At 64.2% G+C, this 24,444-nt stretch carries 24 protein-coding genes; 19 read left to right on the top strand and 5 right to left on the bottom strand.

What is annotated here, in order from left to right:
• Window positions 1-115: 115 nt before the first annotated feature.
• On the bottom strand, window positions 116-1,768 hold the full coding sequence (locus AB0O52_RS09305; protein ID WP_364536558.1) for an MDR family MFS transporter: 1,653 nt from the start codon (window positions 1,766-1,768) through the stop codon (window positions 116-118).
• A 104-nt stretch (window positions 1,769-1,872) separates the two neighbouring features.
• Window positions 1,873-2,355: a ribonuclease E activity regulator RraA gene (gene rraA, locus AB0O52_RS09300; protein ID WP_364536556.1), complete on the bottom strand. Its 483-nt coding sequence runs from the start codon at window positions 2,353-2,355 to the stop codon at window positions 1,873-1,875.
• 88 nt (window positions 2,356-2,443) lie between these two features.
• Between rraA and AB0O52_RS09295 the strand changes: the two genes are divergently transcribed.
• The 4 genes from AB0O52_RS09295 to AB0O52_RS09280 all read left to right on the top strand — a co-directional run bounded on the left by AB0O52_RS09295 (window position 2,444) and on the right by AB0O52_RS09280 (window position 6,984).
• The gene (locus AB0O52_RS09295) at window positions 2,444-3,763 is read left to right on the top strand and encodes an MFS transporter (protein WP_364536554.1); all 1,320 of its coding nucleotides are present in this window, start codon (window positions 2,444-2,446) and stop codon (window positions 3,761-3,763) included.
• Window positions 3,764-3,884: 121 nt separating this feature from the next.
• Window positions 3,885-4,487 (top strand): TetR/AcrR family transcriptional regulator, encoded by a 603-nt coding sequence (locus AB0O52_RS09290; RefSeq protein WP_364536552.1) that lies wholly within the window; start codon window positions 3,885-3,887, stop codon window positions 4,485-4,487.
• Between the two features lie 239 nt (window positions 4,488-4,726).
• The gene (locus AB0O52_RS09285) at window positions 4,727-5,920 is read left to right on the top strand and encodes an NADP-dependent malic enzyme (RefSeq protein ID WP_364536550.1); all 1,194 of its coding nucleotides are present in this window, start codon (window positions 4,727-4,729) and stop codon (window positions 5,918-5,920) included.
• A 389-nt stretch (window positions 5,921-6,309) separates the two neighbouring features.
• A complete protein-coding gene (locus AB0O52_RS09280; protein ID WP_364536548.1) occupies window positions 6,310-6,984 on the top strand; it encodes a response regulator transcription factor in 675 nt (224 codons plus the stop codon).
• A 101-nt stretch (window positions 6,985-7,085) separates the two neighbouring features.
• Here the strand turns inward: AB0O52_RS09280 and AB0O52_RS09275 are convergent, their stop codons facing one another.
• Window positions 7,086-7,556: a DUF4383 domain-containing protein gene (locus AB0O52_RS09275; RefSeq protein WP_364536546.1), complete on the bottom strand. Its 471-nt coding sequence runs from the start codon at window positions 7,554-7,556 to the stop codon at window positions 7,086-7,088.
• A 198-nt stretch (window positions 7,557-7,754) separates the two neighbouring features.
• On the opposite strand from AB0O52_RS09275, the gene AB0O52_RS09270 reads away from it, so the two are divergent.
• The gene (locus tag AB0O52_RS09270) at window positions 7,755-8,744 is read left to right on the top strand and encodes a hypothetical protein (RefSeq protein ID WP_364536543.1); all 990 of its coding nucleotides are present in this window, start codon (window positions 7,755-7,757) and stop codon (window positions 8,742-8,744) included.
• 7 nt (window positions 8,745-8,751) lie between these two features.
• Here the strand turns inward: AB0O52_RS09270 and AB0O52_RS09265 are convergent, their stop codons facing one another.
• Window positions 8,752-9,387, bottom strand: coding sequence for a LysE family translocator (locus AB0O52_RS09265; protein ID WP_364536540.1), 636 nt, complete (start codon window positions 9,385-9,387; stop codon window positions 8,752-8,754).
• A 103-nt stretch (window positions 9,388-9,490) separates the two neighbouring features.
• Between AB0O52_RS09265 and AB0O52_RS09260 the strand changes: the two genes are divergently transcribed.
• Window positions 9,491-9,946 (top strand): Lrp/AsnC family transcriptional regulator, encoded by a 456-nt coding sequence (locus AB0O52_RS09260; protein WP_364536537.1) that lies wholly within the window; start codon window positions 9,491-9,493, stop codon window positions 9,944-9,946.
• Between the two features lie 39 nt (window positions 9,947-9,985).
• Window positions 9,986-11,755: a DUF222 domain-containing protein gene (locus AB0O52_RS09255; protein WP_364536534.1), complete on the top strand. Its 1,770-nt coding sequence runs from the start codon at window positions 9,986-9,988 to the stop codon at window positions 11,753-11,755.
• Between the two features lie 2 nt (window positions 11,756-11,757).
• On the opposite strand, the gene AB0O52_RS09250 is transcribed toward AB0O52_RS09255, so the two are convergent.
• Window positions 11,758-12,216, bottom strand: a complete 459-nt coding sequence (locus tag AB0O52_RS09250; RefSeq protein WP_078107285.1) for an Lrp/AsnC family transcriptional regulator — start codon at window positions 12,214-12,216, stop codon at window positions 11,758-11,760.
• Window positions 12,217-12,483: 267 nt separating this feature from the next.
• Here AB0O52_RS09250 and AB0O52_RS09245 point away from each other — a divergent pair, with 267 nt between their 5' ends.
• The 12 genes from AB0O52_RS09245 (at window position 12,484) to AB0O52_RS09190 (ending at window position 24,423) form a co-directional block, all read left to right on the top strand.
• Window positions 12,484-13,116 (top strand): RraA family protein, encoded by a 633-nt coding sequence (locus AB0O52_RS09245; RefSeq protein WP_364536531.1) that lies wholly within the window; start codon window positions 12,484-12,486, stop codon window positions 13,114-13,116.
• Between the two features lie 49 nt (window positions 13,117-13,165).
• Window positions 13,166-14,515 (top strand): MFS transporter, encoded by a 1,350-nt coding sequence (locus AB0O52_RS09240; protein WP_364536528.1) that lies wholly within the window; start codon window positions 13,166-13,168, stop codon window positions 14,513-14,515.
• Between the two features lie 125 nt (window positions 14,516-14,640).
• Window positions 14,641-15,444, top strand: a complete 804-nt coding sequence (locus AB0O52_RS09235; protein WP_364536525.1) for a 5-oxoprolinase subunit PxpA — start codon at window positions 14,641-14,643, stop codon at window positions 15,442-15,444.
• Window positions 15,445-15,492: 48 nt separating this feature from the next.
• Entirely contained in the window at window positions 15,493-16,287 is a 795-nt protein-coding gene (locus AB0O52_RS09230; protein WP_364536522.1) for a carboxyltransferase domain-containing protein, read from the top strand.
• Window positions 16,274-17,314, top strand: coding sequence for a biotin-dependent carboxyltransferase family protein (locus AB0O52_RS09225; RefSeq protein WP_364536519.1), 1,041 nt, complete (start codon window positions 16,274-16,276; stop codon window positions 17,312-17,314). The genes AB0O52_RS09230 and AB0O52_RS09225 overlap by 14 nt, the downstream gene beginning before the upstream one ends.
• 112 nt (window positions 17,315-17,426) lie before the next feature.
• A complete protein-coding gene (locus tag AB0O52_RS09220; protein ID WP_364536516.1) occupies window positions 17,427-18,239 on the top strand; it encodes an SDR family oxidoreductase in 813 nt (270 codons plus the stop codon).
• Window positions 18,240-18,331: 92 nt separating this feature from the next.
• Window positions 18,332-19,501, top strand: coding sequence for an aminotransferase class I/II-fold pyridoxal phosphate-dependent enzyme (locus tag AB0O52_RS09215; RefSeq protein ID WP_364536514.1), 1,170 nt, complete (start codon window positions 18,332-18,334; stop codon window positions 19,499-19,501).
• A 74-nt stretch (window positions 19,502-19,575) separates the two neighbouring features.
• Window positions 19,576-20,166: a helix-turn-helix domain-containing protein gene (locus AB0O52_RS09210; RefSeq protein ID WP_364536511.1), complete on the top strand. Its 591-nt coding sequence runs from the start codon at window positions 19,576-19,578 to the stop codon at window positions 20,164-20,166.
• A gap of 649 nt (window positions 20,167-20,815) precedes the next feature.
• A complete protein-coding gene (gluQRS, locus tag AB0O52_RS09205) occupies window positions 20,816-21,724 on the top strand; it encodes a tRNA glutamyl-Q(34) synthetase GluQRS (RefSeq protein WP_364536508.1) in 909 nt (302 codons plus the stop codon).
• Window positions 21,725-22,744 carry an NADP-dependent oxidoreductase gene (locus AB0O52_RS09200; protein ID WP_364536505.1) on the top strand — a complete coding sequence of 340 codons (1,020 nt, stop codon included), beginning with the start codon at window positions 21,725-21,727 and terminating at the stop codon, window positions 22,742-22,744.
• Between the two features lie 9 nt (window positions 22,745-22,753).
• Entirely contained in the window at window positions 22,754-23,881 is a 1,128-nt protein-coding gene (locus AB0O52_RS09195; protein ID WP_364536502.1) for a serine hydrolase domain-containing protein, read from the top strand.
• Window positions 23,882-23,889: 8 nt separating this feature from the next.
• Window positions 23,890-24,423 carry an HD domain-containing protein gene (locus tag AB0O52_RS09190; RefSeq protein WP_364536499.1) on the top strand — a complete coding sequence of 178 codons (534 nt, stop codon included), beginning with the start codon at window positions 23,890-23,892 and terminating at the stop codon, window positions 24,421-24,423.
• Window positions 24,424-24,444 lie beyond the last annotated feature (21 nt).

Raw genomic sequence — 24,444 nt, 5'->3', positions numbered from 1 at the left:
CACGCCACGCAAACTTTTGCGCCGCCGTCGGGCACTCCCCAGCGCGAACACTGGAAACCACAACGGCAGGCAGTCCAAAAGACTGCCTGCCGTGACGCGGTCGAAGAGACGGAACTTAGTGCGCGGAAACCGATTCCTTCGCTGCCGCCTTCGGATCCGTCAGTTTCTTGTTCGGCAAGGCGAAGCTGATGAGGAACGCAAGGCCGGTCAACGCCGCGGCGGTCAGCATCACGGTGTCGATCGACTGCGCGAAGCCTTCAACGATGGGCCGGGTGAGCACCGGGTTGGCGTGGTGCAGCCAGCTGGTGTCGTTGAGCGAATCGTTCGTGGCGCCGTTCTTGAAGAAGTCGTAAAGCTTGGCGTTGGCGGGATCCGCGGCAACCGCAGGATCCTTGAGCACCTTGAGGTAGTCCGCGCTGCCCATGGCGTCCTTCATGCCCGAGGCGATCTTGTCGGCGGCCAGGCTGAAGAGCATCGAGATGAACACTGCGGTTCCCACGGCGCCGCCCATGGAACGGAAGAACGCCGCGGTGGACGTGCCTACGCCCATGTCCTTCGGCGGCACGGAGACCTGCATGGCGAGGGTGAGCGGCTGCATGCAGAAGCCCAGGCCCATGCCGAAGAATACGGCGATCAGGCCGGGAACCCAGAGGCCGGTGTCGACGCCGAGGGACAGGCCCATGACGATGGCCGCGGCGGTCAGGATGCCCGTACCGAGGATCGGGAAGATCCGGAAGACGCCCGACGCCGAGATGGTCCGGCCCGCTGTAATGGAACCGAAGAGGATGCCCACCGTGAAGGTGATCATCATGAGGCCCGCCTCAGTAGGGGTGAGGCCCTTGACCAGCTGCAGGTACATCGGGAGCATCGCGATGGCACCGAACATGCCGATACCGATGATGAAGTTCAGCAGGGAAGACAAACCGAAGGTGATGTTCCCGAAGAGGCGCAGCGGGATCAGCGCGTAGTCGCCGGCACGCCGCTCAACCAGCAGGAACGTGATGATGCCGATGACGCCAAGTCCGTAGCAGATCCACGAGTTGCCGGAGGTCCAGCCCCAGCTGCGGCCTTGTTCGGCCACGAGCAGCAGCGGAACGATTGCCAGCGTAATGGCTCCTGCGCCCCAGTAGTCGATCTTCTGCTTGACGTGCTTCGCGGGCAGGTGCAGGAAGAAGAACACTACGGCGAGTGCGGCCAGGCCTATGGGCAGGTTGATGAAGAAGACCCAGCGCCAGCCGTCGAATCCGAGGATGTTTGCCGAGCCGGCGAACGCGCCGCCGACCACCGGGCCGAGGACCGAGGAAACGCCAAAGACGGACATGAAGTAGCCCTGGTACTTGGCGCGATCCTTCAGGGCAACGATGTCGCCGATGATGGTCAGCGCGAGGGCCAGCAGACCGCCGGCGCCCATGCCCTGGATGCCTCGGGCGATGGCGAGTTCGGTCATGGAGTGCACCGAACCGGCGTACAGGGAGCCGGCGAGGAAGATCAGGATCGCAGCCAGGTACAGCGGGCGGCGGCCGAAGATGTCGCTGAGCTTGCCGTACAGCGGGGTGGTCACCGTGGACGTGATGAGGTAGGCCGTAGTGGCCCATGCCTGCAGGGACAAGCCGTCCAGGTCGTTGGCGATGGTGTAAATGGACGTGGACACGATGGTCTGGTCCAGGGAGGACAGGAACATGCCGAGCATGAGGCCCACCATGACGGTGAGCGTCTGGCGGTGTGTCAGGACCTCTCCGGCGGCCCGCGCGGGCGTGGCTTTGGACATTGCTTCTCCAAGGGTGGAAGAAAAGGGGACTAAGCAGGATAGTTGCTTTCAGTAACTATCCTAATCGCTCCCGTATTCCCTGTCTTACCGAATCGGAGAAAAAGTCACCGCTCCACGAGAATCCCGTCAGGATCGCAGTAGATGAGGCTGCCAGGTTCGATGTGCACTCCGTCAATCACCAAGGGGATGTCCACTTCGCCGCGGCCCACTTTGGAGCTCTTCTTGGGGTTGCTTCCCAAGGCCTTGACGCCCAACGGCAGCTTCGCGATCGCCACGCGATCGCGGATGGCCCCATTGATCACGACGCCGGCCCAGCCGTTTGCGACGGCGCTTTCGGCGATCATGTCGCCCATGAGGGCTGTGCGGAGGGAGCCGTAGCCGTCCACCACCAGCACGGCGCCATCGCCGGGGGTTGCCAGGACGGTTTTTACGAGTGCATTGTCCTCAAAGCACTTGATGGTGCGAACGGGGCCGCTGAAGTGGGAAACGCCGCCAAGGTCCTGGAACTGCAGTGATATCGACTCAACATCCTCGGCACGCTCGTCGTAGAGATCGGCGGTGTTGATGGGGTTCGCTGGGCTGTTCATCGTTGATCCTCCTCGGTCCGTTGGAGTTACCCTAACGCGCGCGGGCGCTAGGCTGAATTCACACGTCCAGACGCAGGGGAGCACCATCATGAGCCTGTCCGATCTGCCTGGTTCACTGCCTGAAAGACCGGTGACGGATCCTGTGGGGATGCAGGCAGGCCCGACGACGGCGCTCGCCGAGCCCGTGGAACGCGTCCGCCCGCTGTGGGTCACCGGAGTGGTGCTCGTCAATGTCGGCATCAACGCCGCCTTCTTCGGCCCGATCCAGGTTTTGCTCGGGCAGCAGGCCATCCACTTCGACGAAGGCCAGAAGGAAGCCATTCTTGCCCTGGTCACGGGATGCGGCGCCGCGGTGTCCCTTGTGGCGAACCCCCTTTTCGGTGCGTTCAGTGACCGCACCACGTCCCGATTCGGACGGCGGGTCCCGTGGGTGCTCCTCGGTGCCATCCTGGGCGCCGTAGCGTTGGTGGCCCTCGCAGGTGCTCCCAATGTCGCCGTCATGACGATTCTGTGGTGCCTGGTCCAGGCCGGTTGCAACGGAGCCTATGCCGCCATCACAGCGGCTATTCCGGATCGGGTACCAGTGCCGCAGCGCGGCGCGGTCGGCGGCCTTGCGGCGATGGGCCAGACCGCGGGGATCCTTGCAGGTGCGGTGATCGCGTCGGCCGTTTCGGGGAACTTTGCCCTCGGCTACGTCGTGTGCGCTGCCGGGCTGCTGGCCGGCGTCGTGCTCTATCTTTTCAAGAACGACGACGTGCCCCTCGTTCCCGAGGCGAGGCCACCGTTCAAACTCTGGACATTTGTCAAGGGCTTTTGGATCTCGCCGGTCAGGTACCCGGACTTCGCGTGGGCCTGGCTGACGAGGTTCCTGGTCAACGTCGGCAACCACATGGTCACGTTGTACTTGCTGTTCTTCCTCAAGGATGCCGTGCACCTCGAGGAGACCCAAGGCCTCAAGCCGGAGTTCGGCGTCCTCGTCCTCACAGGCCTCTATGCCGTCATGGTGATCATCACCAGCGTGGTGGGCGGGGCCATCAGCGACCGCATGGGCAAACGCAAGCCGCTGGTCATTGTCTCGTCCGTGGTCATTTCGATAGCTGCCTTGATCCTCGGGTTCGAACCCACGTGGACGGGCGCCATTGCCGGGGCGGCGGTGCTCGGTATCGGCTTTGGTGCGTACCTGGCGGTCGACTTCGCCCTCATTACCCAGGTGCTGCCCACTGCGCTGGACCGGGGCAGGGACCTTGGGGTTATCAACGTTGCCAACTCTTTGCCGCAAGTGATCGCACCGCTTATTGCTTACCCATTTGTGGCGTTCTGGGGTGGCTACGTCTCGCTGTATGTGGCCGCGGCTGTCATTGGTCTGCTCGGGGCGTTGTTCGTGGTGAAGATCAAGGGCGTCGCGTAGCCCAGCGAATCCGTTCTCAGGGAACTGACAACTTGCTGCCGTATCATTGTCAGGACGCGCCCGGCCTTTGCGGGGCCGCGCAATCTCCCAGAACGAAGCCCACACCAACAGAACGCCGGAAATGTCCGAACCGAACTCCTTGGAACCGTATTCGCTGGATTTGGCAGCGGGGCTGCCCCAAATGGCAGCAGCTCCCACCACGCCGAGACAGCTATTGCGCTACGCCCGGATATTGAAGACTGCCGCGGGATTCGCCCAGCGGCAGTTCGATACCGTGAGTCTTTCGGACGTATCCACCAGGGCCCATGTTCCGCTCGGGACCCTCTACCGCTACTTTCCCTCAACGGTCCATCTGATGCTCGCCGTCTACCGGCAGCAACTCCGGGAACTCAACGACTCCAGGCCGGCATCGTCGAGGTGCAGCCAGCAGGAACTCGCCGGACTCGGGATGGAGATTTTCCACATGCGGGTCATGCAACCCGCCGTCGAACACTGTCTTTCCCGCACGTGGGACACCCGCGATGGTGATATCCCCGTGCTCTTGCGGGATATCGAAGCGCTCTCCGCCCAGATGGTCGCGGCTGCGATCGGTGACGCCGGGAGGGCCCGGATTCTGCTCCACGTCGTCAGTGGTCTGGTCCAGTCCGTCAACTGCCGCCGGATCTCACTTTTCGACGCCGAGAAGGACCTCAAGAACGCATGCAAGCTAATGGCAGACGCGTAGTTTTTCCGGGAATCAACGTAATTGGTCTAGACCACTACGACCAAAAGTATGAGTTTATGGCTCGATGTCTCTAGTCTTCCTATCAAGCTCTTGTCTACGAAGACATGAGCCAAGCGGCTAGCAGCCCATATCCGCAGGAGTTTCACAGCGCGGACCAGCCACCCATGGTCCGGCACCGAAGCCTCTACACCTGCCCGAATTGTGCCGTGGGTTCACGGCTAGCCTGAGGAGACAAAGACGTGTCCGTCGAGACCATCACCCCTGAACAGAATCTGACTGCCCTGGCGCTGAGCGAAGAGGAAATCTTCACCGCCCACGAAGGCGGCAAGCTCTCCGTTTCCAGCACTGTGCCGCTTTTGAACAAGCGGGACCTTTCCATTGCCTACACCCCCGGCGTCGCCGAAGTGAGCCGCGCCATCCATGCCAACCCTGAGCTTGCACGTACGCATACGTGGGCCGAGCGGCTCGTGGTGGTTGTCAGCGATGGGACTGCGGTCCTGGGCCTTGGCAACATCGGACCCAGCGCCTCCCTCCCCGTCATGGAAGGGAAATCCGCGCTGTTCAAGGCCTTCGGCGATCTCGACTCCATCCCCTTGGTCCTGAATACCACCAACGTGGACGAAATCATCGAGACCCTGGTCCGCCTGCGTCCGAGCTTCGGTGCCGTCAACCTCGAAGACATCTCCGCGCCACGTTGCTTCGAACTCGAAGAGCGTCTCATCGAAGCCCTCGACTGCCCCGTCATGCACGATGACCAGCACGGCACCGCCGTCGTGGTTCTCGCGGCGTTGACGAACGCCGCCAAGGTGACCGGCCGTGAACTCGAGGGACTGAAAGTTGTGGTCTCCGGTGCTGGTGCCGCAGGCATCGCCGTCTCCGAGATCCTGCTGACTGCGGGCGTCAAGGACGTCGTCCTTCTGGATTCCAAGGGCATTATCAACGCCGAGCGCGCCGACCTGGTGGCTGATTCAGGAAGCGTCAAGGCGCGCTTCGCCCAGCGCACCAACCCCCGTGCCCTTTCCGGCGGACCCGCAGAAGCGCTGCAGGGCGCCGACGTGTTCATCGGCGTTTCCTCGTCCAAGCTGGCCGAGGAGCACTTGAAGCTCATGAACCCGGACTCGATCGTATTCGCCCTGTCCAACCCGGACCCGGAAGTTCTGCCCGAGGTCGCCGTCAAGTACGCCGCCGTCGTGGCCACGGGCCGCAGCGACTTCCCGAACCAGATCAACAACGTGCTGGCCTTCCCCGGGATCTTCCGCGGAGCCTTGGACGCCGGCGCACGCCGCATCACCCCGGCCATGAAGATCGCCGCGGCCCGCGCCATCGCAGCGCTGGCCGAGGAAGAACTCTCTGCGGACTACATCGTGCCAAGCCCGTTGGATCCCCGTGTTGCGCCTGCGGTCACTGCGGCGGTTGCCGCGGCCGCTGAATAAGCCCGCGCGCGTTCAACCCGAATAGCCGACGACGGCGACGCTCCCGTGCTGGGGAGCGTCGCCGTCGTTCTTTGTTCCGCCGTCGTTCTCAGGGACCCATGTCAGCGTTGGTGAGCGAGGGTTGGGGATTTGGACCGGATATGTGAGCGAGGGTTTGGGTTTTGGGCCGGATATGTGAGCCGGCGTTTGAGTCGACAAACGCTCGCTCACGTCTGACCCCCTTTTGACAAACGCTCGCTCACGTCTGGCCGCGTTCTGGCCGACGCTCGCTCACCTTTAACGCCCTATTGACAAACGCTCGCTCACCTTTAGCCCCCTTTTGACAAACGCTCGCTCACATCTTGCGCAGTATTCCGGATTGTGCAGGAGTCCCTCACAAAGCGTCGCACGTGGCTGAAACACCCATCACGGTTGCCTTGGTGGACGACCAACCCCTGTTCCGCTCCGGCATACGCATGCTGGTGCAGAGCCAAGCCGACATGGACATGGCCTGGGAGGCCGACGACGGCGAACAAGCCTTGGCGCTCGCGGCCAAGCACCGGCCGGACGTCATGCTGATGGATCTTCGAATGCCCGTGTTGGACGGAGTCGAGGCCACACGTCGCATCACGGAGGAAGCCGATGCGGCGGGAGTGGAGAGGCCAAAGATCATCGCGTTGACCACCTTCAACAGGGACCAAGCCGTGGTTGAAGCCGTGCAGGCGGGCGCCAGCGGCTACCTCCTCAAGAGCGCCGAGCCGGAATTCCTGTTGGCTGCCATCCGGACCGTGTATTCGGGGTACTCGGTGATCGCGCCCGGTTCGGTTCACGAACTCTTCCAGCACGCGGCGAGGACGGTGCCGGTCGCCGGGCCGGACCTCGCCGTGATGGACGAGCTGTCTCCACGCGAGCGGGATGTGTTCCTCCTGGCTGCCAAAGGCTTGGGGAACGCCGAGATGGCGCAAAGCCTTTTTGTCTCCGAAGCCACAGTGAAATCCCACTTGCGCAGTGTGCTCGGCAAACTCGGGCTGCGCACAAGGCTTCAGCTGGTGGCGTTCGCCTACGAACGCAGGCTCCTCGGGTAGGCAACCCGGAACGGCCAGGCCCCAGGACGCAAAGGCGGCGGCCGCCCGTAAAAGGACGGTCGCCGTCGTGCAACTGCAGAGTGCTGCAGAGTCAGGGTGCGCTACATGGCGCGGCCCTTCGACTCCTCCCTTACGTCGCGTCCGAGCCACAGGCCAAGGGCAACCATCACAACACCGAGAACCAGGTGCAGCCAGTCGTCCGCGGCGTTCATGGGCACGAAGTCAGCGCTCATGTTCGACATAGTGATGAGACCGTAGATCCACAGGACGAGGTAGATTGCGCCGCCACCGATGAGGTAGCCTCGCGCCATCCTTCCAGTCCTCGCGAAGTACAGGCCCGCCGCGCCGAATAGCAGGTGGACAATGTTATGCAGGATGGATACTTGGAAAACTCCAAGAAGCATGGCGCCCGAGTCATGTCCAGCGAAGGTCATGGCGCCATAATTGCTGGTGATGCCCGGGATAAATCCCAGGACGCCAACAGCCAGGAAAACCCAGCCCAAACCGAGTGCTGTGTTGTGGAGCGTCAGCCCCATTGCGTGGTGCTGCGCGGGGTGTGAAGCAGTAGTCATAGCTCCTCCCGATCACGATATTAATCCGGCCCTCCAAATGGGGGGCCGCATCGCGGCAAGGAGTCGGAACCCTGCCGACGTGGATATCTTACTCCCGAAAACCCCGGAAATAGAGGGGAACGGTCGGGACAAGCGCAGCTAGCATGGTTCTGTGATGCCCAATTCTGCGACGCTTTATCCTGCGATGGCAGGGCAACCATGAGTGAGCCATCGGCTCCCGGCGTCCGCGGAGCGATTTTCGCGGACACCAGGGACATCACGCCGTTCCGGAATGGACATGTCCGCACCTCGGTGGGTGGACTGGCTGAGGGCTTGAGCGGTGCGATTTGGGGTGTCTTGAAAGGAAAAACGGCTGGCCGGATCGACGTCGCCGGGGATGCTCCCAGACTCAAACGGCTGGCAGGCAAGACCGCCAAATCGGTGTACGACGCCGTCTTCACCAGCACGGAACCGGACCGCCTCATCAGCTTGGCACGCACCTACCCCGGCTGGGCGGGCCTGTGCTACGTGATCGCCGGGCTGCTTGTGTACAAACACGGCGGATATCTCCGGGCATCGGAACTGTTGCAACGGGGCCTGTCCATACGGATCGACGACGCCGCCAGCCAGTTCTCCTCAAGCTACCTCCGCAGGGTGGTCACACGGGTCGAGGTCGCGGAGCGGATTGACGTTTCCGTCCTCTTCAGCGAGGAAGCCGTGTACCTTGCCCTTTCGCATTGCTTCCGGGAGACGGGCCAGATGCCGGAAGCCCTGGACATCCTGGCTAGCTTGCCGCCGTCGTTGCCCTCCGCCTTGGCCCGCTGCACCGCGGCGGCGGCGCTAGAGCGGCACGCCGACGTCGTCGCCTGGACTGAGGGGCTGCGCAACACCGATGACCTCTCGGCGGCGCTGCTGCTGATACGAGCCCAGTCGCTCAGGGTGCTGGGGGAGCGGGAGGCGGCACAGGCCGCTCTCATGGAAGTACTCCGGAGGAAGAAGACCAGCCTTGCCTTGCGCAACGACGCGCTCACGGACCGGGCGCTGTCGATGCTTGAGGCAAGGCGGCGGCCCAACCCGCTGCCTCTTGTCGCTAAGCGGGTTCCGCGCCGCAAACCGGAAGAGGCCGAGCTTGAGGCCGTCGATGGGATCCGTAGGGACGTCGAGGTGCGCCGAATGTGGAACAAGGACTTCGGCGAGCCGGGCGACTAGGGCCGCGTCACCGCAGCAGCGGAAGCAACTGTTCGCCCAACAAAACAGCCCCTAGCCCCACCATGATGATGCCGCTCGCCAGGGTCACTACGCGTGCGGCGGAAGGTCGGGACTGCAGCAGCTTTCGCGAGGTCAGGGCCACCGCCGTGTAAATGATGCCCGCGAACAAGACGAACGTAAGACCCAGCACGCCTGTTTGCACGGGCACCGGCAAAGACGCCTCGGGGCTCACGAATTGCGGCACAAGCGCCAGGAAGAACAGCAGGCCCTTGGGGTTGATGCCGCTTGTGCCCAGGCCTTGCAGGAAGGTGCGCAACTGGTTTCGGGACTGCCCGACGGCGTCATCCGCACTGAAGCTTGCGCCTCGCCACGAGCGTATGGTGCTCAGTCCGAGCCACAGCAAATAGGCTGCGCCCGCGATCGTCAGCCAGCCAAGAAGCCCTGGAACTCCCGTCAAGAGGGCCGCGAGTCCGGCCACCAGGAGGGCCGTGTGCAGCACATAGCCGCTGCACAACCCGGCCACGGCGGGGAGGAAGCTGCGCTGCCGCAAGCCAGCGGCAATCGAATACGCCCAATCGACGCCCGGTGTGCACGCCAAGGTGACGGCGACAATGACGAACGCGATGAAAAGTTGGGGATTCATGGTGGCTCCTGGCTGGTGGTTGCACTATGAACTTTATGGAAAATCGCCCCATAAGTGTTCGCATTTTTAGCCAGGCTTGCCGCGCTTTGGGTAAGATATTTGCGTGATCGATGGAATAGATAGAACTATTTTGCGCCACCTCAAGGTGGATGGCCGAATGACTGCCACCGCTCTCGCAGCCAAGGTGGGATTGACGGTGGCTCCTTGCCATCGCAGGTTGCGGGACCTTGAGGCTTCCGGTGTCATTCGGGGGTACAGGGCGGACATCGATCCGGGAGCGATTGGCTTGGGATTCGAGGCGATAGTCTTTGTGACCCTGCGGCAGGCTGACCGCGCCACGATGTCGGAGTTCGAAGACCGGGTAGCGGCCATTCCGAACATCGTCGAGGCCCAGCGGCTCTTCGGCTCGCCGGATTACCTCCTCCGCGTGATCGCCGCCGATCTCCCGGCCTACCAACGCTTCTACGACGACCAACTCTCGGCACTTCCCGCCGTCGAGCGCCTCAATTCGACGTTGGTGATGAAGAACCTGAAGTCGAACACGGGACCGCCGGTCTGAGTTCGGTTAAATGTCAGAGCCTCCTGGCAGAGTGTTTCCATGGAAGCGATCGGATACTTCGACAAGCGGCAGGGCCTTGCGGTCCGCGGGCTTTCCGGAGTGTCCCGTCATGCCCGTGTTCCGCATCTTGCCGGGGTTCCGGGCGGGATCCCGGGCGGGCTGGCGTTGGTGGATCCGCCCGGCCTTGGCGGCCTTGGCGGCCTTGGCGACCGCGGCGGGCGGCAGGCCGTGTTGGACGACGCCGTGGTGGCGCTGAGGTCGCTGACGGACAAGGCGGCCGACGACGTCGGAGTCCTGGGTCTCGAAGAGGCTGTCGCGTTCGCGTCCGGGGTGGAGGAACTCTCCCGGGCCCTGGACTATCTCCAGCTGCTCGCCGCAGCCGGGCTGGACACGGCCCGGAACGATGAACCCGCCAGCGGGCCGGGCTGGACCACAGGCTGGGCCGCCGACGCGGGGAGTGACTCCGGCACGGCTTCTTCCATGGGAACGGGGAGCGCCCGGGGCGGGGAGTTCCGGTCCACGGCCGAGCATCTGCGGTCCTTGCTGCGGATCAGTGCCGCCGAGGCCAGGCGCCGGCTCGCGCTGGCGCGGGAGCTGCTGCCGGGCCGGGGCCTCACCGGGCACACGGTCCCTGCCCGGCACGGGGAAACCGCCGCGGCGCTGGCGTCCGGGACGATCGGCACCGGCGCGGCCGGGATCATCACGATGGCCGTGGCGAAGGTGCGTCCGCTGTGCGCCCCGGAGAAGGCCGCGGAAATGGAACACGCCCTGGCCCGGACCGCGGCGGAAAACGACCAGGACTTCCTGGCCCGGGTTGCCCGGCGCTGGGTCGAGGCGATCGACCAGGACGGCCCGGAACCGTCCGAAGAATCCCTGCGCCACCATCAAGGGGCGTTCCTGCGCCGTCCCAAGCACGGGCTCGCGCACGTGGAGATCTTCGCCACCGCCGAACAATACGAACACCTGCTCACCGTCATGAACACCGCCGCCAACCCCCGCACCCGCACACCCCAAGACACAACACCCCGCGACACAGCACCCCTGGGTGCGGTTCCCGCCTGCGCGGAACCATCCGGCGGTTCCTTCACAGATTCCTTCGCCGATTCCTCCGCCGGTCCGTCCGGCGATTCCTCCGCCGATCCCTCCGGCGAGGCGGCGGAGAATGCCGGGCCGCCGGACCGGCGTTCGAGGGCGCAGAAGCTCCTGGACGGCTTGATCGGCGCCTGCCGGCTCGCCCTGGCCACGGGGTCCCTGCCCGCCACCGGCGGCCACCGCCCGCAGATCCTGGCCACCATCGACCACCGAGACCTCTTCCCCCAAGACAGCCCGGATCCACAGTCCGGGCAAGCCTCGAAGTCCAGCAAAGTCTCGCGGCCCGGGTCCTTCAGCGGCACCGGGTCCTTCACGTTCACCGGCCCCGTCCCGGCGGCGACGTTGCGGAAGATCGCCTGCGACGCGGACATCATCCCCGTGGTCCTGGGCGGCGAGGGCCAGGTCCTGGACATCGGACGGGCCTCACGGGTCTTCCCGCCGCATATCCGCAAGGCCATCACAGCCCGGGACAAAGGCTGCGCTTTCCCCGGATGCACCATGCCGGCCCCGTGGTGCGAGGCGCACCACATCGAGTACTGGTCCCGGGGCGGACCCACCAGCACCGCGAACGGGACCTTGCTCTGCAGCCATCACCACCACCTGATCCACAAGGAAGACTGGCACATCCAGGTCCGCAACGGCATCCCCTGGTTCATCCCGCCACCCCACACCGACCCGCACCGGAAACCCCGAAGAAACCACTACTTCCAAATATGAGCTCACGCCCCCAGCAGTCCTGTTGTGCGGTACGGAATCACCTCGCGCAGGAACATGCTGGTGGAGGTGCGCACGATTCCGGGGCACAGCCTGATCTCTTCGGACACCCGGTATAGGTCATCGGGGCTTGTGGCGACCACGCGGATGATGAGGTCCGTGTCTCCGGCCGGCGCATGGCATTCAAGCACCTCGGGGATGTCGCGGAGGGCAGCGATCGCCTCGTTCAACCGGCTTTGATCCAACTCCGCACTCACTGCCGCCGCGACGCCGCGGCCCAGCGCCGAGGGCAGCACCCGGCTGCTGTTCGGACGCAAAGCGCCCGACGCCGACATGCGCTCAAGGCGCGACTGGACGGTCCCGCGCGCCAAGCCCAAGCGCTGGGCGAGGACCATGATCGGCACCCGGGGGTCGTCGTCGAGCGCGGCAAGGATCCGCTTGTCCGTTGAATCCAATTCCTGCATCGCTTCTGCTTTCTGCCTGGTCGTTTAGGGTTCGACTGGTCAGAATGTCCAACCGAACCCATTCTCCCGCACAATCCCTGCCGAGCGGCCCATCAGTGGAACCACATCGCCAGCGAGCCATGGTTGCGAATCATTTACATGCCCGTAACGGGAAACCCTTGACGGCATGAATTTAAAACGCGAAACTCTTCTCATATGTGATTGACGTCTCAAGACGATCGACGCCCAAAAGCGCCGGCTCCTGGGAAGAAACCAAAGGCGAAGAAAATGGCAACAACACTCGAACTGACCGTCCGCACCGCATCATGGACCCGGCCGCCCCGCGAGCTGGTCCGCGCTTTCGAACCGTTCCCGGTGGCAAACATCGGTGACGCCATGGAGCGGCTCGGAATCGTCGACGGCGGAATCAGCCCGGTCTGGGAAGGCGCCCGCTGTGTCGGCTCGGCCCTCCCCGTCCTCGGTGCCGCGGGAGACAACGCTGCAGTCATCGAAGCGCTGAACTACATCCAGCCCGGGGACGTGGTGGTGATCAACGGCTTCGGCCACGAACACCGTGCCTTGGTGGGTGAGCAGCTGTCCCAGCGCTTCGAAGCCGCCGGCGCCACCGGAGCCATCATTGACGGCTACATCCGCGACCGCGCCACCATCACCGAAATCAAGTTCCCCGTCTTTGCCCGCGGAGTCACCCCTGCCGGTCCCTTCAAGAACGGCCCGGGAGTCATCGGCGAACCCGTAGCAATCGGCGGCATCGTCTGCTCGGCAGGCGACATCGTCGCCGCCGATGACGACGGAGTCGTCATCATCCCCCAGGCCCGTGCCACCGAAATCCTGGAACGAGTCATCGCCGTGGCCGCGCACGAGGCCGAGATGACCGCGGAAATAACCCGCGAATACAGCTGAACAGCGCTTTCTCCCACTCCAGCCCCCTCATAGACTGAAAGCACCCACCATGACAAAGCAATCGACGGACTCAGTGGAACTGAACACCGCTCAAATCAAAGTCGTAACCGCTGACGGCAGGATGGTGCGCAAAGCAACCTTTGCCGGCACCATGGGTTCCTTCGTGGAATGGTACGACTACGGCATCTACGGCCTGCTGACCACGTACCTGGCCATGAACATCATGGGTTCCAAGGACGTCGGCTCCCTACTCCTGACCAACGTCGGCTTCCTGGTGAGCTTCCTTGCCCGCCCCTTCGGCAGCGTCATCTGTGGTTTCCTGGGTGACCGGCTGGGCCGCAAGAACCTGCTCGCCGTCCTCCTGCTCCTCATCTCCGGGGCCACCGCGTGCATCGGCCTCATCCCGTCGTACTCGGTCATCTTCTGGGCCGCTCCGGCCTTGCTGATCCTGTTCCGGATCCTTCAGGGATTCTCCGCCGGCGGCGAAGTGGCAGGGGCCATGGCGTTCGTGGGCGAATACGCCCACAACAAGCACCGGAACTACTCCATGAGCTTCATCGCGGTCGGTTCCTTCTGTGCCCTGCTTTTCGGTAGCGCCCTCTCCGCCGGCCTCATCACCACCCTCGGCGACTCGACCATGCAATCCTGGGCGTGGCGCATCCCGTTCCTCTTCGCCCTGCCCTTGGGCTACGTCGGCTTCTACATCCGCTCCAAGATGGAAGATACCCCGCACTTCGCGGCACTCCGTGAGCGCAACGAAGTGGAACGCAACCCCCTGCGCACCGTCTTCACGTCCAAGCGCCACCTCAAAGCCATCGCGCTGACCATCTTCCTCCCCGCACTGAACGGCCCCGGCTACTACCTCCTGTTCGCCTACATGCCCACCTACCTGAAGACCCAGCTGGGTGCGGCCAACAACTTCACCATGCTCCAGGCGCTCCTCGTCACTGCCGTCAGCCTGGTGGCCATCATCATCGCGATCCCGCTCATGGCCCGCCTGTCCGACCGGATCGGCCGCAAGCCCGTGCTGGCTCTCTCCGCCGTGCTCATGGCAGTTGTTTCGTACCCGATGTTTGCCATGATCACCACCGGCAACATGCCGCTTGCCTGCGTTGCCACGGTCGTCATGGCCATCGCCTTCTCCGGCCACGCCGCCGTCGTACACACTGTGTTGACTGAAATGTTTCCCACCACCGTCCGCTACAGCGCGTACAGCATCGGCTTCAGCATCAGCACCATCATCTTCGGCGGCAGCGCTCCGCTGGTCATGACGGAACTCATCAAGGCCACAGGCAACAGCATGGTTCCCGCCTACGCCTCGATCGGGACGGCCATCATCACGCTTGTCTCGGTCTACTTCCTGAAGGAAACCAAGGGCCAGCCCCTGCAGACGCACTAGTAGCGGACCACCAGAACCCCGACGGCGGCGGCCGCCAGCCACCGCAACGGCAGCCGCCGCCGTCGAACCCTTAGCAACACAACAGAAACAGAACCTCCTAACCAGGAACAGAAGCGGGAGTCATCTTGAGCATCAATTCAGTCGCCGTCGTCGCAGACCTCGGCGAAAGCTACGGCAACTACACGATCGGCGACGACGACGCCCTCCTGGGCCTCGTCACTGCCTCCAACATCGCCTGCGGTTTCCATGCCGGCGATCCGAGGGTCATGGATGCCACCGTCAAGGCCTGCGTGGAACGCGGCATCGAACTCGGTGCCCATCCCGGATATCCGGACCTGGTTGGCTTTGGCCGCCGCCTCATCGAAGCCAGCGAAGAAGAAATCCGCACCGACGTGCTCTACCAGATCGGCGCCCTGGACGCATTCGCCCGCATCCACGGCGGCAAGATCAGCCACGTGGCACCGCATGGCCGCATGGGCAGCATCGCCCAGACCGACGCGAAGCACGCCCGGGCGATCACGGACGCCATCAAGGCCTACGATCCCTCCTACATTGTGATCTGCCAGAACGGTCTCCTGGCCGATGAATCCCGCAAACGCGGCCTTCAAGTCGGCTATGTCTTCCTCGCAGACCGAGGCTACGGCGAAGACGGCATGCCCGTCTCGCGCAACAGCGAAGGCGCACTCCTGCACGACCCTGAGGAAATCGGCCGCCGCGTGGTCCAGGTGGTCACCGAGGGGACCGTCCGCGCCGTCACCGGCAAGGTGGTCCCGCTCGGCCACGATGCCGACGTCGTGCTCCTCCACGGCGACCACCCGCAGGTCCTGCAGAACGGGACGGCCCTCCGTGCGGCCCTGGACAAGGCGGGCATCAAAGCCACCGGACTCCAGGAAGTCCTCGCCGAAAAGGCCCGACTCGCCACGGTCTGAGGCTGAGCAGCACACCGGATCCATCACCCGCACCACCGAGCAGGACTCATGACCACGCACACAGCACCCGCAGGGCGGCTGCACCACCCAACCGAACTGGAAGCCGAGCCGTTCGGCGATTCAGCCCTCATGCTCCGGATCAAGCACGACGACGCCGACTTCCGCCGGGCGGCGGGCAGCAGGCTCCGCGACGTGCTGCTGGAGGTGCGGCCGTGCGCGGTGTTGGACATCGTGGCCGGCGTTGAGTCTTTGCTGGTCGAGTTCGATTGCCTGGCCGTGACCCACGAACAACTGGCCCAGACCATCCGCTTGGCGGTTGCCGGAAACGGCCTGGAACCTGGAACACCTAGCGCCTCGCAATCACTTTTTGTCATCCCGATGGTGGTCAGCGAGGAATTCTCCCCCGACCTTCCGGACGTGGCCGAGGAATTGGGACTGAGTCCGGAAGCGGTGCTGCAGCAATTCCAATCCTCGGTGCTGACCATCAACCTGCTGGCCGCGGCCATGGCCCCCATGATGGGCGGCGTCCGATTCCCGGGCCAGGTCAGCCGCTGCGTCGAGCCGCGGACCAATGTGGAACCCGGCTCCGTGATGGTCGCCGGGACCAACGCCATCATCCAGCCGTTCCCCGGCCCGAGCGGCTGGAAAGTGATCGGCCGGACTCCGCTCACCATCTGCGACATCCGCGAAGATCCGGCCACCTCCTACAAGCCAGGGGATCTGGTCCGTTTCGAAGTGGTGCCGGAGGACGGTTGGTCGCGGCTTGAGGGCCAGTTCCTGCGGCCCGCCCCCGACGGCCCCGCCTCGGATGTCGCGGAAGGGGATAGCAATGACCTTCCCTGAGCGTTCGATCGGCATCAAAGTAAGTGAAGCAGGCTGGCTGTCCACGTTCCAGGACCTGGGCCGCGAGAATTCCGAGTTCATGGGAGTCCCTTGCGGAGGCGCGGCGGACCAGCACTCCGCGGCCGCTGCCAACATCCTGGTCGGCAATAGCCGCAAGGCCGCGTGCCTGGAAATCATGGGCGGACGTTTTGCGTTCACAGCCATGCACGAGGTGATGTGCGCCGTGACCGGAGTCCCTGCGGAAGTCACGGTCAACGGGGATCCTGTTGCCATGTGGGAGCCCCTCTGTCTTCCTGCCGGAGCCAGGGTTGTGCTTTCCAAGGCCAGCGGCGGCATGCGGAACTACCTGGCCTTCAGCGGCGAACTGGAAACCGCCCGTTTCATGGGCAGCGCCGCGCCGGAATCCCGGATGGGCTTCCCTCAACAGCTTGCTCCCGGGCAGGAGATCACCCTCCGCAGCCGGTACCGAGGATTCACGCACCCGTTCCTGACCCAGCCGCTCTTCAGGCTGCCGGTTCCCGTGCCGGACTTCAGCCCGGAGGTGTGGACTATTGACGTCGTCGACGGCCCTGAAACGGACCGGACGCCAGGCATCCGGAAACTGCTCAGCTCCAGCCACTACACCGTCGGTGCCAAATCCAACCACGTGGGCCTCCGGTTGGACGGGCCCGTGGTGCATCCGGAGGGACTCGGGGAAATCGTGTCCCATGGTGTGCCGATCGGCGCCTTCGAAATCCCGCATGGCGATGAGCTCATCATCCTGGGGCGCTCAAGGACCCTGACTGCCGGCTACCCGATCGTAGCGGTCGCAGCCAAAGCTTCCCTCGCCATGCTGGGGCAGGCCAGTCCCGGCCGGAAGATGACCTTCCGCTGGATCAGGAACGACCAAGCGGTGGAGCAATACCGGGAACAGCAGCGCGGCCTGGCGCATCTGGAAGACCGCGTGCACGCCCTGTTCGCCGCCGTCGGGCTCCCCGTCTCCGCGAACTTTGCGGCGGTCTCCCCGCCGAGTCCCGCCGCGGTGTGACGCAACCACCCGAGGAAAGTACTTGACCGCCACCTTCTAAAATGAGAAACTCTTCTCATATGTGATTGACATCTCAAATGACTCATACAAAGAACGCAAGGAACTGAAAACCATGGGACTTCTGGACGGCAAGCTCGCGATCATCACCGGTGCCGGTACCGGCATGGGACACTCGACGGCGGGTCTGCTCGCCGGCGAAGGTGCCGTGGTGGTGCTGGTGGGGCGTCGTGAAGACGTGCTGCAGGAACTCGCCGCGGAAATCGTTGCCGACGGCGGCCGCGCCGTTGCCCGCGCCGCGGACGTCACTTCCAAAGACGATGTCGATGCGCTACTGGACTGGGTCCACGGGAATCTCGGCCAGGTCGACATCCTTGTCAACAATGCAGGCAGCTCCAGCAAGGTCCTCAACGTCCGCTGGATCAGCCAGCAGGAATGGAATGACGTCCTGGACGTCAACCTCAACGCCGTCTACCTGCTCAGCCAGGCAGTCCTTCCGGACATGCTGGCCCGCAAGACCGGAACCATCATTACGGTCTCCTCGCTCGCCGCGGTGAACCCGAATTTGCTCGGCGGCGCCCCGTATGGTGCGGCCAAGGCCGCGGTCCGGAATTTCATGACGTACCTCCACAACACCTTCCGCAACGACGGACTGCGCGCTGTGACCATCCTTCCCGGCGAAACCGCTACCCCCATCCTGGACAACCGCGCCCGCCCGCCCCGCGCAGAGGAGCGCGATGCCATGGTGCAGCCCGAAGACGTGGCCCGAGCCATTCACCTCGTGGCCACACTGCCCCAGCGCACCGTCGTCCAGGAATTGGTCATTGCCCCCACAATCCAGCGGGATACCTCCGGCGACATCGAGATCAGCCGCTGGGCCGGAGCCCCCGCCGAGCAATCAGCTACAGACCAGGCGCCGCAGCGATGAAGCCCCGCAGACTCTACGCGCCGTCCTCCCGGCCAACCACCAAGTCGCCCGCCCCCAGAACAAGCTCAGCAACCACCCAGATCAGGACCCTCATGACACTCGAGCCAGCCACCGCCGTCGCCGATTTCCAGCCCTCAGAGGCGGTGCAGCGCATCCAGCGCACATCGCTGCGGGTTCAGCAGCCCCAATCCAAGGGGGACCTTGTCTCCTTGGCCATGGGCGAACCGGACTTCGACACCCCGGCCCAGGTTCGAGAAGCAGCCGCCCGCGCCCTCGAGGACGGCTTCACCCACTACTCGCCGTTGCTCGGCGAGCTGGTGCTTCGCGAGGAGCTGGCTGCCCGTATCGGCCAGCTCCTCGGCGGAGTGGCCAGCCCTGGCGACGTGCTCATCACGCAGGGCGGCACGGCCGGCCTGTCCGCGGCGATCCTTGGCATCGTCAACCCGGGCGACAAAGTGGTCATTCCGGACCCCACCTATTCCCTGTACGCGGACCTCGTGAGCATGGCCGGGGGCATCACGGTGCCGGTGCCGCTGGCCGATGACCTGCACTGGGACCTCGAGGCACTGGCCACCGCGCTTGAAGGTGCCAGGCTGTTCGTCTTCTGCAACCCCTCCAACCCGACCGGCATCGTGCACTCCCGACGCGAACTCGAAGCCCTCGCAGACATGGTCGCCGGAACCGACACCCTGATCCTTTCCGACGAGGCCTACAGTGATCTCGTCTACACGCCCGAACCCTTCACCTCGGCACTTGAAATCGAAGCCCTGGCCGGCCGGACCATTTATTGCCAGACCTTCTCCAAGAGCTACGCGATGACGGGCTGGCGGGTCGGCTACCTCTGGGGCCCGTCCGACGTCATCGCCTCGGCCGCCCGGATCCACAACACCTTCAACGGTTCCATGAACCAGGCCGTGCAATACGGGGCGTTGACCGCCCTGAAGACGTGCGGCCCGGACATCGAACGCATGCACGCCTCCTATGCGTTGCGCAGGGAGCTCATGGCCAACGGTCTCCGGCAGATTCCGGGACTTACGGTCAGCTCACCGGAAGGCGCGTTCTACCTTTTCCCCAAGTACGACGCCGAGCTGCCGGCGTCCGCGATGGTGGCCCACCTTCGCAACCACGGCGTGGCCGTCCGTCCCGGCAGCGAGTTCGGCCGGAACGGTGAGTTCCACTTGCGCTTGTCCTACGCCGCCAGCTCCGAGGCCATTACCGCCGGTGTGGAGCGCTTGGCGGCCGGCCTGGCCGAGCTCCGGTGAGTGCGGCGGACGTGGCCAGCGTTGCTCCTGCCGCTCAGGCGCTACGCTGGGATCTGACACGGAAGGGGGCGCCCATGCGCAGCGACACCCAACGCAACCGCCGCCAGTTGGTGCGGGCCGCGGGGAAACTCTTCGCCAAGGCCAATGGCCCGGTGAGCATGACGGACATCGCCCGTGAAGCAGAGATCTCTCCCGCGACGGCCTACCGACATTTCGCGTCGGTGGAGGACGTCCTGGCCGCGTTCCGTTTTGGTGTTGGCGAGAAGTTGCGCGATTTCAGCGTCGCCCAGACCACGTCCGGGGTGGAACTGCTGGAGAGCGTCAGCCGGCATTGGGTGGGTCTCGTCATCAAGCACGGCGGTTCCATGGTCCACACCCGCTCGGGCGAGGGGTACCTGGCCCGTCTTCGCTCCGGCGCGTACTACCTGACTATCCAGGCTGAGGCTTTGGAGCGGCCACTCCGCGAGGCCTGCGAGGAACTCGGCCTCCCGCCCCTCGGGGACGAAGCCATGTTCCTGTGGAACATCCTCTTTGACCCCCGCGAAATTTTCGATCTGCTCAACACCGTCGGCCTGGACAAGGACCAAGTGTCCACCAAGCTTTGTGCGGCGCTCCGCGGTGCGATGGCTGCTTGGGCGGCCGCCGAGCCAACCCCGGCAAAGTGATCATCGGCTGTTCTTCTTCTGCCGGCAAATTAGTCAGATTGACCAATGACGATTGAGTCCGTTGCGCCAGCTGTAGTGTTCCTGTTGAAATAGTGGCAACAAAGGGAAAGGCTACCGCCGGACCCCACAGGCTACGGATCCCCCGGTACACCACCCGGCCACCCGAAACATCGTCCCGCAAGGACGCAGCCGCTGATTGACTCTTGTTCACGCATCGTCTTTCCGCAAGCCGCCGGCCGAGCGCCGGCACCACCATAAGAGCCCCTGAGCCACCGAACGCGTTGCGGTAGCTGAGGGGCTCTTGTGCCGCCCTGGTTGTGTTCTCAGAGAGGCTGAATCAACACCGCGACGTAGTCGTATTCATCTTGTGAGGCAGCCGTCCACTCGACCTCCACCGAATCACCGGCCTCGAGGGACCTGTATCCGCCTGATTGCTCGATGACTGAGAAATGTCCGAAGCACTTCTTCCCGTCGGGAAGAGTAAGTTCCCCCCAACCTTCTTCGGCCCTCCAGAAGAAACAGTCGCCTTGACTCGAGCTGAGTTCAACGTGGGTCCTCTCTTTGGCAACTAAACGTACGCAATTCTCCCAGTCTCCCGCACCCGCGCCGGAATCCTGCAGGCACGCCCGGCGCCGCATAGTCTTGTGCCATGACTTCCGCTGGCCGCTTCGCTCCGAGCCCCTCCGGCGAGCTACACGTGGGCAATCTGCGCACGGCCATGCTCGCGTGGCTCTTCGCGCGTTCCACGGGCCGCGCGTTCCTGCTGCGTATGGAGGACCTCGACCGTGCGCGGGCCGGTGCCGAGGAAGTCCAGCTCCACGACCTTGAAGCCATCGGCGTGACGTGGGACGGCCCCGTCGTTCGCCAGACGGACCGTGCCGGGCTGTACAACGACGCGATCACGCGGCTCACCGACGCCGGACTGACGTATGAATGCTTCTGCACGCGACGCGAGATCCAGGACGCGCCGTCCGCACCGCACGCACCGCAAGGTGCCTATCCGGGGACGTGCAGGAACCTTTCGACGGCAGAGCTCGAGATCCGCCGGGCGTCCCGCCCAGCCGCTATCCGGCTTCGCGCCGAAACCCATGAATGGACCGTGGAGGACGGGCTGCACGGACAATACACGGGCGCCGTGGACGATTTTGTACTCCGACGGAACGACGGCGTCACGGCCTACAATTTGGCCGTCGTGGTGGATGACGCGGAACAGGGCGTGGACCAAGTAGTCCGCGGAGACGACCTCCTGTCTTCGACACCCCGCCAGGCCTATTTGGCCTCGTTGTTGGGCTTAGCCGTTCCGGAATACGCCCATGTCCCTTTGGTACTGAATCGCGACGGCGCCCGCCTGGCCAAGCGCGACGGCGCGGTCACGCTCGGCGAGCTTGCCGCCCTCGGGCTCTCTGCCGGGGAGGTGCGGGACATGATCCTGGAATCGCTCGGCTTGCCGGGAGGGCCGCTTGGCGGCGCCTTGGATAGATTTGATCCGGCCCGGTTGCCATGCGGGCCATGGATATGGAATGGCATTCAGCAATCAACCCTCCGGAAAGGGGCTTAAGTGCTCGCCTATGTCCTGACCCGCTACGGCGGCGCCGACGCAATGGAGCTTCAGGACGTCCCCAGGCCGGTTGCCGGTCCCGGCGAGGTCCTGGTCAGGGTCTTTGCCGCGGGGCTCAATCCTGTGGACTACAAGCAACGCGAAGGCGCAGTCCGGGTGATCACCAGGCCAAGGCTGCCCTTGGTCGCCGGAAGCGAACTGGCCGGGATCGTGGAAGCTGTAGGCCCGGGTGTCACTCGCTTTGCTACGGGAGATCGTGTGTTTGCCCGCGTGGACAAGACCCGGTTGGGAGCCTTTGCCGAGCACGCCGCCGTCCACGAGGATCTCGTGGCGCTCATGCCAAGGTCGCTCAGCTACACCGAGGCCGCAAGCCTTCCCTTGGCGGGCCTCACCGCGTTGCAGGCATTGCGCGACGAGCTCAAGGTCAAGGCCGGAACCAAGCTGTTCATCTCCGGTGGCGCGGGCGGAGTGGGAACCCTTGCGATCCAGCTGGCCAAATACTTCGGCGCCGACGTGACCACTACTGCGTCTCCCCGGGGAGAAGAGTTGGTCCGGCGGCTCGGGGCGGACGCCGTCGTCGACTACACGAAGGAAAACCTGGCTGAAGCGGTCAGTGGCTTCGACGCCGCGCTGGACCTCGTGGGCGGCGAGACGCTGGACCAGACGTTCAAGATCCTCAAGCCGGGCTCGAAAGTGGTCAGCATCGCCGGGATGCCCGAACCGCAGACGGCCCTGAAAGACCTTGCGGCTCCGGCATGGACGACCGCGCTGTTCTGGGCAATCAGCCTCGGAATCCGGAGCCGTGCCCGGGAAGCGAACGTCAAATACCGTTACCTTTTCATGCATCCCAGCGGCGAGGACTTGAAATTCCTCTCCCGTTTGGTTTCCGAGGAGAAACTGAAACCCGTGGTGGACAGCAGCTATCCGCTCGAAAAGATCGGCGACGCTTTCGCCGCGCTGGAGCAGGGACGCGCCAAGGGCAAGATCGTGGTGACCATGCACACCCACGGCAGCGGCTAGGCTGTCCGGGTGGATGCACAGACGATTTCCCCTGGATTCGAACCAGTCGCCGAACTCTTTGGCCGATTCCTGAGCGAGGACCCGGAATATTCAGCCCAGCTGGCCGCCTACCACCGCGGCGTCAAGGTATTGGACATCAGCGGTGGCCCGCACCGCCGTCCGGATTCCGTGACCGGTGTCTTCTCGTGCTCCAAGGGGGTGTCCGGGCTCGTCATGGCACTTTTGGTCCAGGACGGCTTCCTGGACCTTGATGCCGAAGTAGTCAAGTACTGGCCGGAATTCGGCGCCGAAGGAAAGGCCACGATTACCGTGGCCCAGCTGCTCTCCCACCAGGCCGGGCTACTGGGAGTCGAAGGCGGACTCACCCTCGCGGAATACAACAACTCCGAGCTGGCCGCCGCCAAGCTCGCGCAGATGCGGCCCCTGTGGAAGCCCGGGACCGCCTTCGGGTACCACGCCCTGACCATCGGCGTCTTCATGGAGGAACTTTGCCGCAGGATCACCGGGTCCACCCTCCAGGAAATCTACGAACAACGCATCCGATCGGTCACGGGCGCCCACTTCTTCCTGGGACTGCCCGAATCCGAGGAGCCACGCTATGCAACCCTCCGTTGGGCTGAAGACCCGTCCCAGCCATGGATTGATCCCGCCAGCCATTTCGGGCTTTCGGCAAACTCGGCCGTGGGAGAGATCCTTGACCTGCCCAACCTCCGCGAGGTCCGCGCAGCCGGCCTGAGTTCAGCCGCCGGAGTGGCCAGCGCCGAAGGCATGGCCCGCGTCTACGCTGCGGCACTCACCGGACTTGCCGCCGACGGCGACCGACCCGCCGTCGCGCCCCTCCTCAGCGAAGAGACCATCCAGACCGTCACCGCCGAGCAGGTCTTCGGCATCGACCGGGTTTTCGGCGAGACGAGCTGCTTTGGGACCGTGTTCATGAAATCGCATGCCCGCTCGCCTTACGGCAGCTACCGGGCATTCGGGCACGACGGCGCCAGCGCATCTTTGGGGTTCGCTGACCCTGTCTATGAACTCGCCTTCGGGTACGTGCCGCAACAGGCCGAGCCGGGCGGAGCCGGATGCCGCAACCTCGAACTGAGCGCCGCCGTGCGGAAGGCAGTCACCGAACTGGCTCAGTAGGATGAAGCATGAGCGAAGCGAGATTCACCGTTGAAACAGCCATGGTCCTGGCCGAAGTGGCGCACAATCGCCAAAAGGACAAGCTGAAGCGGCCGTACCGCGAGCACGTGTTGGCAGTAGGGGATGCACTCGCCGACTTCGACGACGACATCCGGATTGCAGGCTACCTGCACGACATCGCCAAGGACACGCCGATTACCAAGCAGGCGCTGCTCGACATGGGTGTTTCCGAGCGTGCCGTGGGCATCATCGAACGCGTCACGCGCCGATTCCAGGATGACTCCGACAACGATGAAGCAGTCCTCCGGCATATCGCACAGGACCATGACGCCACTTTGGTCAAGATCGCCTGCAACGCCCACAACTCCGTGCCGGAGCGGGTGCGGGCGCTCGCCGCGAAATGGCCGGACAAGGCGCGCGCCACGCGCTACGCAGACGCCTGGGAAGTGCTCTACAAGGCGGTGCCGCGGGGAGAAATCCACCTCATCCTGCAACGCGTCAACCCGGATCTGCTGCCCGAGATGGACCGCCTGGCGGACTAGCGCTTCAACTCGGCAGGTTTC

This window comes from Arthrobacter sp. NPDC080073 (genome assembly GCF_040686575.1).
Taxonomy (GTDB): Bacteria; Actinomycetota; Actinomycetes; order Actinomycetales; family Micrococcaceae; genus Arthrobacter.
Note: the sequence above shows the minus strand (reverse complement) of the source record. Positions and strands in the feature narration are given on the sequence as shown.